This window comes from Microbispora sp. H11081 (assembly GCF_012999535.1).
In the GTDB taxonomy this organism is placed as follows: Bacteria; Actinomycetota; Actinomycetes; order Streptosporangiales; family Streptosporangiaceae; genus Microbispora.
Genome location: NZ_JABBWV010000010.1, coordinates 214,212 through 227,317 on the forward strand (window position 1 = coordinate 214,212; position 13,106 = coordinate 227,317).

The 13,106-nt window shown below is 74.1% G+C and carries 6 protein-coding genes; all 6 read right to left on the reverse strand.

Going from position 1 to position 13,106, the window contains the following annotated elements:
- Position 1: 1 nt before the first annotated feature.
- The 6 genes from HHX31_RS24095 to HHX31_RS24125 all read right to left on the reverse strand — a co-directional run bounded on the left by HHX31_RS24095 (position 2) and on the right by HHX31_RS24125 (position 13,106).
- Positions 2-532, reverse strand: coding sequence for a hypothetical protein (locus HHX31_RS24095; protein WP_169950605.1), 531 nt, complete (start codon positions 530-532; stop codon positions 2-4).
- Positions 529-10,188 carry a hypothetical protein gene (locus tag HHX31_RS24100; protein ID WP_169950606.1) on the reverse strand — a complete coding sequence of 3,220 codons (9,660 nt, stop codon included), beginning with the start codon at positions 10,186-10,188 and terminating at the stop codon, positions 529-531. The genes HHX31_RS24095 and HHX31_RS24100 overlap by 4 nt, the downstream gene beginning before the upstream one ends.
- Positions 10,189-10,191: 3 nt before the next feature.
- Positions 10,192-10,542 carry a hypothetical protein gene (locus HHX31_RS24105; protein WP_169950607.1) on the reverse strand — a complete coding sequence of 117 codons (351 nt, stop codon included), beginning with the start codon at positions 10,540-10,542 and terminating at the stop codon, positions 10,192-10,194.
- Entirely contained in the window at positions 10,539-10,961 is a 423-nt protein-coding gene (locus HHX31_RS24110) for a YbaB/EbfC family nucleoid-associated protein (RefSeq protein ID WP_311932209.1), read from the reverse strand. Before HHX31_RS24110 ends, HHX31_RS24105 begins: the two co-directional genes overlap by 4 nt.
- A gap of 79 nt (positions 10,962-11,040) precedes the next feature.
- Positions 11,041-12,321 (reverse strand): SseB family protein, encoded by a 1,281-nt coding sequence (locus tag HHX31_RS34610; RefSeq protein WP_249346355.1) that lies wholly within the window; start codon positions 12,319-12,321, stop codon positions 11,041-11,043.
- A complete protein-coding gene (locus tag HHX31_RS24125) occupies positions 12,321-13,106 on the reverse strand; it encodes a hypothetical protein (protein WP_169950608.1) in 786 nt (261 codons plus the stop codon). Before HHX31_RS24125 ends, HHX31_RS34610 begins: the two co-directional genes overlap by 1 nt.

Here is a 13,106-nt window from a genome sequence, read left to right on the forward strand (position 1 = left end):
CTCAGGCTCCGGCCAGCTCGCGGTAGGTGTCGCGGACGACGAGCAGCCGGTCGAGGCGGAACCGTCCCGGCTCCGCGGCCCGGACGGCCCGCCCGCGCTCGGACCAGAACGCCTCCTCCGGCACCTCGTCCTGCCCGGGCGGGATGAATTTGATCACTTCCTCGACCGCCGCCCGCGCGATGGACAGCGCCGGCCGCTCACCGCCCTCGGGGACGTTGCCCGCCGTCAGATCGGCCACCCACAGCCACTCCCCCGGGTCCAGCAGTTCGGACGGCTCCGCGCCGCCGAACGTCGGGAAGCCCGTGGGCGTCACCTCGCGCTCGGGAAGGCCGAACAGGTGCTCCCGCTCGGCGCCGCACACCGCGCACCGCCCCTCGTAGCAGGTGACCAGCCGCCCGTCCGCGCTCACCAGGCCGCTGTCCCAGTCGGTGTCGGCCGAGCCGCATGCGCAGGGGTGCAGGTCGAGGTAGAGATGCGCCTCGTCCCTGCTCCTCGCGATCGAGTACGGCGTCACGTGCCCCTCCGCTGTCATCGTCCGGTCTCCTCCGGCGCGAGAACCTCGTCGTCCTCGTCCTCGTCCTCAGGCGGCTCCCCGCCCGACGGGTTGCTGAGCCTGCGCATCCTCTCCCACACGCCGACGACCGGCGCGGGGGGCGGCGCGGTCATCCACGGCGGCGGAGGCGCCGCCTGACCCCGCGCGCCGAGCTCCCAGGCGACCGCCTCGATCTCGTGCCGCAACCGCGCCCGCTCCTCGTCCGAGGACGCCTCCAGCCACAGTTGGGACAGGTGGGCGTGCTCGTTGCGGCGGGCGTCGGCGCAAGCGTCGTAACCGGGATTCAGGGCGTTCAGGAAGGCGCGCATCCTGCCCCGCTCCATCTCGGCGCGCTTCTGCAGCGTGTCGCTGATCTCGTGCAGCAGCACCCGGGCCACCAGGTCGGGGGCCAGCCTCGGCGCGAGCCTGGACACGTGCGGGTCCGTGCCCGTGTGGACATCCGTACGGCCCGGACGCCCGCCGCCGGGGTCCTCGGGCAGCACGGCGAAGCGCTGCGTGCCGAACCGGGCGGTCTCGACGAAGACGACCCTGCCGTCCGGCGTCACGCTCAGGGAGTGGACGCCCCTGCCGAAGACGGCCGGGCGCAGGCTCGCGACGGCCGCGGGGATCTCGTCGTTGGCGAGGTCGGGCAGGTGCGGGGCCCGGCCGTCGGCCACGAACGCGCTCCTGTCGATGGCCTTGGCAGTGACGCTGCCGCCCGGAGGCCCGGTGATGAGGGGGTTGCCGCCCCAGGTGCCGTCCGCCGCCGTCTCCGGCACCGGCCAGCCGGGGTCGGCCGGTGCGGGCCTGGACACGCCGAGCGCGCCGAGCCGTTCCGCGATCAGGTCGGCGAACCCGTCGGGCCGCTCGGCGTACAGGCCGCGCAGGTCGAAGCCGTGCCGTACGGCCAGGTCCACCAGGTCGGCCGGCGCCCTGCCGAGCGCCTCGGCGAAGGGGTCGCCGGTCAGTTCGCCCCTGGGCGTGGCGTGGTAGCGCTCGACTTCGCCGTCGGGCCGCCTGAGGTGGAGGTGGACGTCGGCCCCGAGGTCGCGGGCGAGCAGCCTCGCCTCGTTCACCAGCGTCATGGGATGCGCGGCGCCCAGGTCGGCGACGATGCCGACCGGCTGCGACCCCGTCCGTTCCCTGAGCGCCTCGGCCATCGCCCTCGTCGGCGCCGCCGGGTCGTACGACGGGCGCTGGGAGGCCATCCCGAGCACGGCGTCGTGGGAGAAGAACATCCCGGGCGCCGCGTGCCGCGGCCGCCCGAAGTCCCACGTCGGGCGGGCGGGAGCGGCGTCGCGGCGGGCCAGCATCTCCTCCAGCGCGTGCTGGAACATGACCAGGTGGGCCGTGCCGGTCGCGCCGCGGGCGATCTCGGCCGTCCGCAGCAGCGTCTCCGCGCCGTTGGGCGCCACCTCGCGCACCTCGAACCGGAGGTCGAAGTCGACCCGCAGCCGCACCAGGGCCGCCGTGCCCTTCTGGAACACGCTGGTCTCGTCGCGGTTGCCGCCGCCGCCCGAGCTCGACTGCGTGGTCTGGTCGCCCACGCCGATGTCGCCGCCGGCGCCCGCGGCGGCCCCGCCGCTGTAAGAGCGGCCGAGCGGCAGCATGTGTCCCCGGTCGGTGGACGCGCTCGCCATGTTCTGTTCGCGGTCCACCTGGCCGAGTTCCGTGTCGTTCAGGTTCACGGCCACCGGGTCGGGCTCGGAGAGGACGGCGCGCACCCGGACGTCCACCACCTGCCCGGGGCTGCCCGGCATCGGCAGCCGGACGAGCCGGTGCCCGGCGGGGCCGGTCATCCACTCCAGCCGGGTCGCCGCCCCGTTGCCCGTCAGGGTCTTGGCCAGTTCCGCGTAGTGCTCCATCGCCGCGGCCCCGCCGAGGAGGTCCGGCCTGGAGAGCCGGCCGAACACCGCCTGCAGCAGCCCGTCGGCCCTGAGCCCCACGGTCGTGAAGACGTCCGGCGGCGTGACCCGCCGTATGTCGGGCCGGGCCGGCGGCGGCGCGGGAACCGTGCCCGCCTTCGCCACCATGCCGTCGGGCAGCACCCGCACCATGGCGCCCCCCAGCGTGACCTGGCTGGTCCTGGGGACGCCGGTGGTCCTGGCGACGGCGCCGCGCAGGCGGCCGGACGACCGCTCGACCTCGATCCTGATGGTCACCGGATGCTCGATGAGCTGCCCGCCGCGGAACGCGGCATGACGCTGGATGCGGGTCCGCTGGGTGCCGACGGTGGCCGTGCCGGTGTGCGAGCGGTCGGTGGCGACCGCGAAGCCGCCGCTGCCGTCCGGAAGTCCCGCTCCGGCGTTCGCGCCGCCGCCGAACGTCTTACCGGAGGACTCGGCGGCCTCCTGCTGGAGATAGGTGTAGTCCTGCAGGATCTGGCCGAAGTCGTGGACGCCGCCGCCGTACGTCGCCTGGTCGCCGTGGAGCTCCGCCGTGATCCTCAGCGTCACGTCCTCGGTGAGCTGCGGGCCGATCCTGAGCGAGTACGTCTTGACGAATCCGGCCGGCCCGGTCATGTCGTCGATCTTGCCCCACCAGCGTTTGCCCGCCAGGTCGCCGAACAGGCTGCGCAGCAGGACCGGGTCGCGTTTCAGCGCGCCCGGCGCCACCCTGCCGATCTGGCCGAGCACCTCGTCGATCAGCCGGGTCCGGGTGCCGTCCTGGGTCGTGAGCACGGCCGACTTCAGGGTGCTCTCGCCGAGGGAGTCGACGTACAGGTCGGGGACGTCCACCCGGACCGCGAGGTCCGGGAGCCTGTCCTGCAGCTGCCTGAGCCCGGCGGCGCGGCCCATGGGGAAGTCAGCGGCCAGTCGTTCCGCGAGCACGGCGCGAGGATGCTGCTTCTCCAGGTCGGGCCGGGGATGACCGGCCCTGCGCGCCAGCGCCCTGTCGGCCAGGTATCTGCGGACCATCGGGACTGCCGTACGCGGGTCGAGCTCCAGGTTGCCGTCGAGCAGCCGCGTCACCGCGTCGGCCACCTGGCCGAGCGGGAGCTTGATCTCGCCGCTGCCGTACAGGGTGAGGGCGTCGCGCTCGGGCAGGGAGTAGACGACCGTCCTGCCGGGCACGTCGGCGCGGGCCTGGCGGCTTCCCTGTTCGTCGCCGGAGACCGTGATGTCGGCCTCCATGGCGAACACGTAGTGCTTGCCGGTGTCGATGGCCAGGCGTTCCCTGCCCCAGATCGCCGTGTCGGTGATCGCGGACGCCCTGCTCCCCGCCCCCGACAGGCTGCCCCCCTGCGTGCCTCCGAACGGGCCTGGCAGGTCCTCGGCCACGCCGGTCGAGGCGTCCACGGACCGCCCGCGCCGCGTCTCCATCCGCGTGGAGTGCGCGCCCATCGTGAAGTTGATGTCGCCGATCACCAGATCGGCCGCGGTGAGGAACGTCGACTCGCCCGGCTGGGCTGTGATCCACGCCGACGCCCGGTGCGTGCGCAGGCCGCGCTGGCGCACGGCCGCGGCCGTGCCGTACGCCGTGCCGCGCGTGGCGGTGTCGGCGACCAGCCATTCCGGGTGGGAGATGAGGGCGCGCATGTTGAACGCCTCGGCGAGGTGGTGGTAGGACATCGTGCCCGGCCGCATCGCCTTCGGCAGCACCGAGCCGAGGGCGTCGAGCACGCCGCTCCCGTCCACGTGCAGCAGGGTGGCGAGGCTCAGCGCCTCTCTCGACGTCGGGTGGGCGGGCGAGGGCTCCGCCCGCCGCTCGGGCAGCAGGTCGGCGGGCAGCAGCACCCGCATCCACATGCCGTCGGACTCGGCCAGCGTCCTGGGCTTCCCGCCGCCCTCGACGAGTTCCACGGTGAGCGTGTGCGGGACCTCGAAGACCGCCGCGGGAGAGGTGCCCTCGATCAGGGTGACGTGGTTGACCGTGTCGTTGAGGGTCGTGCCCGCCGTGCGCCCCCTGTTGGCGTGCAACCCCGAGCCGCCGCCGGTCAGGCCGTTCTCACCCGGTTTCGCCTCCAGGCCGAGGCCCACGCCGAGGTCGCGGGACCGGCCGGCCGACCGGCTGACCGACCGGCCGGAGGTCTCCGACGAGATGTCTAGGTCGGCCACGACGTCGGCGGCGCTGGTGCCAAGGAACTCCTCCCCGCCCGACTGCCGCAACCGGATCCGCAGCGTGTGATGCCTGCTGGGCCGGCCGATGCCCTGGCTCACCAGGTCGATCACGATGCCGTCCTGCCTGGCCTGGTCGTACCCGGTCTGCAGCCGGGCAGGGGAGAACTGCGCGGCCACCTCGATCATGTTGGCGATCTGGCTCGCCCGGGCCAGCGGGTCGCGGGACAGGCCGCCGTTCTCGTCCGGCAGCAGACCCTGCTCGCGCAGCGCCGCCACGACCTTCGCACGCACCTCGTCCAAGGTGCGGACGCTGTCCTGCCGGTCGCTCGCCTGGACGAGGCCCGGCCCCGCTCCCGACTCGCGTGCCCAGCCGGGCAGCTCGGGCAGCCGGCCCTTCGGCGCGCCGGGCTTCGGGTCGTCCCTGAGCCTGCCGTCCTTCCGCAGGGCCGACCGGTCGACGGGAAGGCCGTACCGGTAGGCCTGCGACTCCGGCATGCGGAACAGGCCGGCGCCGGTGCCGAGAACGGGGGCGAGCGGAGCGTCCTCGCTGTTCAGATGCACGGTGACCATGTGTTCGAGCTCCAGCGCGTACGCCTGGGTGTGGCCCGCCCAGCGCTGCACGCTCGGCCGGATGGCGGTCCCGCCCGCGCTCATCGACCGCGACCGCGACCAGGAACGGCCGATCCCCAAGGTGAGCCGCGGAGTGGCGGCCGAATAACCGTCGAGCCCGAAGTCGCCGAGCAGTCCCTGGTCGCCGATGGGGAGCTTCCCGCCCGCGGTGCCCGCGACCCCCCTGGACCGGCCGGCGGAGCGGGAACCCGACGCGCCGGAGAAGCCGACGCGCAGCCGTTCCAGGCGGTGCTTGACGCTCGGGGCGCCGACCGGCCGTGCCGTCTCCGGCACGACCGTGGTCTCGATCCGCACGTAGCCGATCACCCGCCCGTTCGCCGTGATCGGGCGGTGCAGCCCGCCGGGATCGTTGATCGCCTCGCCGAGACGGGCCGGCAGCTCCTTCGTCAGGATCGTGAAGATCTGGTCGCGCGTCATGCCGCCGATCGCGGCCCTGCCGGCCCTCCGCGCGGTGCGCTCGGCGAGGTCCTGCAGCCCGGTCAGGCCGGTGACCGAGTGCTCGGGGAACGGCGTGCGCTGCCACTGGCTCTTCGGCAGCCGGGTGACCTCGGCCGGCTCCCGCTGCGCGTGCGTGTGCGGCAGGTACAGCCGCAGGCTCCGCGCGTCGCCGCTCGTCCCGCCGTCCACCCGCGCCCGATCGGTGCCGGTCGCGGTGCGCAACTCCACCTCCGCCGAGGCGAGCCCGTCGAACACCAGCGCCTCGCCCGCGTTGTCCTGCACCGCGCCTGCCAGCGCGAACTCGGCCGCCCCGCCGTTGATCGACTCGCTCCTGCCCACCGTGAAGCCGCCGTTGAACACGCCGAACCTCATCAGCGCGGCGAGCCAGTGGCGGTTCTGCCACGGAGCGGTCAACGCGTTGAGGTCGAGCCTCGGCGCCAGCCTGAGCGAGCGGTTGGCGGTGGCGGACGCCGAGCGGCCGCCCTGCGGCAACTGGCCGAGCATCGACTGCGAGTGGCGCACCGGCTCGCCGAAGACCTCGACCAGGTCCGTGACCTTCAGCCGCAGCCGCAGCTCACCCCGCGTGCCGCGGCCCACCCGCAGCAGCATGCCATCCGGCGACACCAGCCACCTGAAGTTCGAGCGCAACACGTGCGACAGCTCGTCCGGCGCGTAGCGCTGGTCGACTCCCGCCCGTTCGAGCATGTCGTTGACGACCCGCGTGAGCCGTTCGAGGTGGGGCAGCCGGCCCGCCGGCGTGGCCTCCGGCAGGACCTCGGACGACGGCACGGCGTCCGCGACCGCCTTCGTGTACGCGGTGTGGGCCGCCTCCGCGTCCCTGGCCAGCTGGGCGACCTGCGCGGGCAGCGGGCCTGGCCGGCCCGGCGGGAGAGCGTTGAGCGCGTTCTCCAGCTTCTCGTACGCCTCGCTCGCCTCGGCGGCCCGCGTCGCCGCCCGCTCGTAGGCCTCCTTGCTCAGGCCCGCGCGCTCGGCCGTGCTCCGGTGCACGTCGGCGTCCGCCAGGATCTTGCGGCGGCGCTCCGCGGCGGCGAGATCCTTCTCACGCGCCGTCTTGGCGGCGGCGCTCTTGGCCTTGTGCGCGTCGGTCAGGGCCTGCCTCAGGCTCTTGTCCTTCTCACTGGCGGCCGTTCTCAGCTCGCCGGCCGCGTTCGCCAGCGTCTCGCGCTGGGTGCGGACCGGCACGAGCAGATCCGCCACCGGATCCGGCGCGCTCTGGGCCGTCGTGCTCTGTGTCGTCGTGTTGGTGGTCGTGGTGTTCGGGGTCGCCGGGCCTGGCGCGACCGCGGAGACGGCGGTCCGCGGCAGGACGGCCGTCCATGGGGGCGTGGGGGCGACGTGCCCCAGTCGCTCGATCTCGCGCCCCAACTGCTCGATCTCGTGCCTGATCGCGGGCCGTTCCGCCTCCGGGGCGGCCTGCCAGTCCCGATCCAGCAGGGCGTGCTCCCGGTAGCGGGCCGTCAGGCAGGCCGCGGGGTCCGGCTTCGCCGTACGGCGCAGGAAGGAGCGGATCGACCCCTGCCGGGGGCCGGAAAGCCGCTGGAAGACGTCGCTGATCTCGTGCAGCCAGACCCGGCGCAGGACGTCGTTCGCCAGGCGCGGCGCCAGCCGTACGACGTGAGGGCGGCGGGCCGTGCCCTCCCGCACCCTGGTCCTGGCGGGCCGGCCGCCGCGCACCCGTCCGATCTCGAACCGGAAATGCTGGGAGCCGAACTGGCCCGTGTCGGCGACGACCATCCGCTCGCCTGCCAGGCTGAGCTCCGTCACGTCGGGACCGAGCACGGACGCGTGCAACGACAGGAAGCCCCGCACCGCCTCTTCCGGCGACAGGTCGGCCAGGTGCGGCGGCCTGCCGTCGGCCACGAACAGGCTCCTGTCGATCCGCTGGGCCGTCACCGTGCCATGCCCGCGGGTCGTACGAGGTCCCGGCCGGGTGGCTGGTCGTGGGGTGGATCCCGGGGCGGACGGCGTCGTGGACGTCGGAGGACCTCCCGCCGCCGGGTTGGCCGCCCCTGACGTCGGCGCGACCGTCCCCGCGGCGAGGCTCTCGGCGCGGCGGACGATCTCGGCGGCGGTCTCGGTGGAACGGCCGACGCGAAGAGCGTGGTCTGGCCCGTGCGGCCGGACCGCCACCTCCTCCACCAGCCCGGTCCCCGCGGCGCTCAGCCGGTCGGGCCGCCAGCCGCGCGGGTTGTCCTCCAGCACCTCGCCCGCCACCTCCATGGCGGCGGCGCGGGCGTCCGGCGTCGTGTCGGCGAGCCGGGCGAGCGCGTCGAAGGCTCCCTCCGCCGGGAGGCCCAGGCTCTCCTCCGCGATCCTGGCCCCCAGAAGGGCAGCCGCCTCCGCGTGGAGCCGGTGCGCGTCCACGCCCTCGGCGGCACGCGCCGCGAGCCGATCGGCGATCTCCGCCATGTCGTCGCCCGAGAGCTCGACCGGCCTTCCGTCAGGACCGGTCAGCCTGGCGCCCCGGCCGTCGGGCAGGACGACCGCGTCGGGCGCGATCGCGCCCAGCGCGCCGGAGACCGCCGTACGCGCCGACGCCTGCGGCGACGCGGCGGACGAGATGGCGGACGACGCGGCCGGGGCCGGCCCGGCAGCGGACGGCGTGGCGGCGGACGCGCTGGACGCGTTCGCGGAACCGGCCGCACTCGACGCGCCCTGCGCACTCGACGCCGCCTGCGCACCGGGCGCAGTCACCGGCGCCGGAGCGGCGGCCGCCGGGCCCGGCGCCGCGGCGTTGGCCGTGCCGGAGACCGGCGCGGCACCGGTGCCCCCGTTAGCGACGCCACCCGCATTCCCCCCGCCAGACGCGTTCCCGGCACTGGCCGCGCCGGCGACGTTCCCCGTGTTCGCGGAACCGGCCGCGCTGGTGGCGTTGCCCGCACTCGCGGCACTGGACGTGCCGGGGCCGGCGGTGCTCGTACCGGACGTTCCGGAGGCGCCGGACGCGTTCGCGGCCCCGGACGTGCCGGTCGCGGTTGCGGCACCGGCCGCGCCTGCGGCGTTGCTCGTGTTCGCGACGCCGGAAGTACCGGACGCGCCGGGGTTGGCGGTGCTTCCACCGGACTGCGCGGGGGACGACGTGGTGGCGGCCGACGCCGGGGCGGAACCGCTGGACGCGGCGGCCGGGCCTGTGGAGAGCGGGCCTGTGGAGGGCGGCGCCACGACGGACGCGGTGCTCGTGCCGCCCGAGACCGTGGGCCCGCCGTTGCCCGTGCCGCCCGAGACCGTGGGCCCGCCGTTGCCCGCGGCCGGGCCGCCGCCCGCTGGCTGTCCCGCTGTGGGATCGGAGAACGCGCGGATCAGGTCGGTGCGCACGCTCGTGTCGTACGCCTCCGCCAGGGCCGTACGCGGGCTGGCGACCGCCTGGAGGACGTCGGGGTTGAACGGGCTGATCGTGTTCGTGCGGCCCGCGCCGCCGAGCGCGGCCCCCAGCAGCGAGTCCGCGCCCGGCATCTCCCACTGGCCGTACACGAGCCCGTTGCCGAGGACGCTGCCGGCCGGGGAGGCGATGACGTTGGTCAGGCCCGTCGTCAGCGCCCTGCCGGGGAATCGCTTGAACGCGTTGCCGACGCCTGGCGCGTCGGTGTTCAGCCTCCTGAGCAGGGGCGTCCTGTTGACCAGGTTGCTCACGGGCCGCGCGGCCCGCAGGCCCACGGCCGCGCCGCCCGCCGCGCCCACGGCGACGGCGCCCGTCTGCCTCCAGTCCCAGCCGTCGCGGGTGCCCATGTTCCGCTGCTGACGCTGGGCGATGCCGTCGCCCGCGACCTCCTCGCCGATCTCCTCGACGAGCTCCCTGCCGAGGGGGTTGGCGAGAACGCGGCTGAGCAGGCCCGCCTTGGCCGAGGCCAGCGCGGTCCCCCGCGCGAGCCCCCGGGTGGACGCGGAGCGTCCGGCGAGGACGGCGAGCCGTTCGAGGATCCTCATCGTCTCGGCCCGGGCGCGGGCGGCGATGGGCCCGATGAACCTGGTGGAGGCGCCGGCCGAGTAGAAGGCGGCGACGAGCGCGATGAACATCGAGGTCAGCGCGATCAGGAAGACCACGTTGATCGACAGCTTCGAATGCTGCGTGCCACGGGCGAAGTTGTCCGCCTGCACGGCGTACGCGAAGTGGTTGTCCGCCACGCCGAGCAGCCCGGACCGCTCGGAGTAGTGCTCGCCGAGCCGGTCGAGGAAAGCCGTCATCGACGGGCCCTGCATCCCGTTGAGCACGGCGACGGCCGCCGTTCCCATCGGGTCGATCGACTGCAGCAGGCTGACGGTCGCGGCCCGGTGCGCCCTGGCCAGCTCCCACAGCCGGCTCTCGCTCGCCTCGGGCCATGTCTGGCCCGCCGTGAGCAGGGCGATGAGGTCGTCGGCCCACGCGGGCAGCGACTCGCCCCAGATGGGCGTGACGTCGGCGACCGAGCCGCCGCCGTCGGCGAACGCGGGCAGCTCGTCGCCCACGGACGGGTTGGCCTGGGTGTTCGTCGTGTTCGGGTTCACACCCGACGGAGCGGAGTGGCTCATCTGTCAGACCCTTCGGAGGATCTCGTGCACCTCCCTGGCCCGTTCGGCGTCCATGCCGCGGGCGTTCTCCGCGCTGCGCCGTACGGTCGGACCCAGCTCGACCACCTTGCCGACGAGCTCCGTGCCACGGTCCATCAGCTTCTCCGGCCCGTCGCCCTCGGTGTAGGCGGTGCGGAAGGCGGCACCGGCCGTGTCGTGTCCCCACGGCTCGGCGGCGTTGAGCCGCCGGATCTCCCGCAGGCCGGCGAGATAGGCGCTTTCCGTGCCCGACGAGGCGGCGTGCCACTGGGACAGGCCCTTCGCGAGCTGCTGCGGGCGGATGTCGACATAGTTCACTTCGAAAAGGTCGCTCATCTCTCCCCCGGTGGCGGCTTCGGCAACCGCATCGACATCTGTTCCAGCACGGCGTCGAGGTCCCCCTCGATGTGCGCCCTCATCTGGTCGGCTGGGACGATCGGCGCGAAGATCTCGACGACGCGCTCCTGCGCCTTCGCCACGGCGGCGTGGATTGTCCGTGTGATCGTGTCGGCCAGTCCGCGCGCGTCCTGCCGCCGGTAGACACGCGGGTCGAGATCCAGCCTGATCAACTCGCCGTTCGCGCCGACCGTGGCCGCCACCAGCCCGTCACGCGACTTCTCCGTCACCTGCACCGCGCGCGCCTTCTCGTGCAGCGCGGGCGCCTCCTCCTGCATGCGCGTGAACGCGGCCAGCAGCTCCTCGGCGTACGCCCGCATCCCTGCGGTGTCAGGCGTCTGTCCCCCGGTCGTGTTCACCACCCCGTTCGACCGCGTTCACACCGATGATGATCTCTGTCCAATATTCGGGATTATCACACCGTGATCGCGCATCCGGCTAGTGAGATACGGCAGGCCGCGGCGAAAGCCCCAGATCGAGGAGTTCGGCGTGCTCGCGCGGCTCGCCGGTCTCGGCACGCGCCACCCACCGCCGGTGGACGCCCCGCTCGATCCGTTCCATGCCCAGCGCCCGCGCGACCGGCAGCAGCCCGCCGACGTACTCCAGCAGCGGCTCTCCCGCCCGCTCCTCGCGTACGAGACAGGGGGCGCCGCGCCACTCGCACCTGCGGGTGACGTGGAAGACGGCCTCGCACTCTGCGGCGGGAACGGGCCGTACGAAACGGCCGGGGGCACGCTCCTCGAACCCGTCGGCGGGCTCGTCGCGCAGCAGCCGGATCAGCAGCCCGTCGTGCCCGGGATCGGGGTTGGCCGGGTATTCGGCGCCCCGCCAGCGCGCACGATAGGCGCTCAGGGCGTCGGCGGCGGGCCCTCCCCGCCCCCAGCGGCCGAGGTCGCCGTCGTAGACCGCTCGCACGATCTCGGTCCCCGCCGTGGTCAGCTCGACGATCTCCGAGCCGTGCGGCAGCCGTACGGCGTCCACCTTGTACTCGCGGACCGGGTGGTCGGGGTTGGGGGCGAGGCCCATGCCGGTGAACGGCGGCTCCTCGACGACCCAGCCGGCCATCGCCGCCATGCCCGCCTCGTCGGTCCCGCCGTACGGCGTGCGGTAGAGGTTGAGCCCGACCGTGCGCCAGCGCAGCAGGAACACCGAGCCGTCACCGGTGAGCAGCCCCTCGTCGGCCCCGCGGCCCAGCACGTCGAGGAGCACGGCGGGCGTCGCCACGTGCGCCACGTCGAGCGCGTGGTGGCAGTAGCCGGAGACGCGCGGCTCCCCCTCGCCGAGGTGGGCGCGCAGGTCTCCCTGCGCCAGCGGCTTCTGCACGACAGGCAGCGCCTGCTCGGGCTCCGCCGCGTGGTCCTGCGCGAGCGTGGGGACCGCCAGCCTGGCGACGGTCCCCGGTTCGAGCAGGAAGCGCACCGGCAGGCCGGCGTTGACGGCGAGGCCCCAGCGCGGGTCGGGCCAGCCGGCGGCCAGTTCCGCCAGCGAGGTGACCCGGCCGTGTGACAGGCCCGTGGCCGCCGTCATTGCCTCGAAGGAGGTGTAGGCGGGCAGCCACACCCGGTCCGGCGCGGTGATCTTCACCCAGGCGGGGTCGCCGTGGGGCGGCAGGGGCAGCGCCAGCTCGGTGTCCCTGAGCATGGTCAGGCAGACCGCGAGGTCGCCCGCGTCGTACGCCGCCCCGAGCCGCCGCTCGAACGCGCTCGCCGCCCACCCCATCAGATGCCGATCGGAGGCAGGAAGGACGGCGTCTTCGGCATGTCGTTCATGTCGGGAAGGGGTTCTGTGAGACCTCCGGTGGCCGGGTCGAAGGCCACCTTGGCCTTGGTGAAGTCGGGCGCCTGCATGGTGACGGCCTGCATGCCGGGGAACTTCCGCTGGGCGCCGCCGGCCATGTAGGCGACGCCCGTGAAGATGGCGGCGACCTTCCAGTTCAGCTTCGCCAGGATCGCGAACACGCGCTGCGCCGTCCTCGACAGGGAGGCCATGATGGCGATGACGGTGGGCTGGACCGTGGCCAGCGCGGCCGGGTGCCCCTTGGCGACGGCGCTGACGTTCGCCAGCGTGAGCGCGGTCCCGCCCATCGCCAGCGAGATGAGACTCGCCGCCGTGAAGAGCTGCGCGGCGGAGTCGAGGCTGGCGCCGACGCCCTTCATGCCCCGGTCGAGTCCGTCGAGCTCCTTGTCCAGCTCGGCGAACTTCTGCTTGATGGTGGTCATCATCCGGCCCTTGAGGTGCCCGTTCGACTCCAGCGCGGCGAGCTGTCCCCTGAGGTCCTCACGCAGCCGCCCGATGTCGGCGGGGGCCTGACCACCCTCGCCTCCCTCGTTGCGCCACTCGCGCGCGCCCCGCGACATGGCGTCGGGGTCGGCGATCATCGTGGCCAGCAGCCCCGCGAGCGGCAGCGCGCTCGGCTCCAGGTACGAGGCCGTGGCGGCGAGGCCCGCCCCGGCGATGAAGTTGTTGCGCGCGTCCCAGATCTCGACGTTCCCGATGCTCACCAT

Bases quoted from the DNA above. Each gene is read 5' to 3' on its own strand.
- HHX31_RS24095 (WP_169950605.1), bottom strand. From the start codon at position 532: ATGACAGCGGAGGGGCACGTGACGCCGTACTCGATCGCGAGGAGCAGG.
- HHX31_RS24100 (WP_169950606.1), bottom strand. From the start codon at position 10,188: ATGAGCCACTCCGCTCCGTCGGGTGTGAACCCGAACACGACGAACACC.
- HHX31_RS24105 (WP_169950607.1), bottom strand. From the start codon at position 10,542: ATGAGCGACCTTTTCGAAGTGAACTATGTCGACATCCGCCCGCAGCAG.
- HHX31_RS34610 (WP_249346355.1), bottom strand. From the start codon at position 12,321: ATGGGGTGGGCGGCGAGCGCGTTCGAGCGGCGGCTCGGGGCGGCGTAC.
- HHX31_RS24125 (WP_169950608.1), bottom strand. From the start codon at position 13,106: ATGGTGAGCATCGGGAACGTCGAGATCTGGGACGCGCGCAACAACTTC.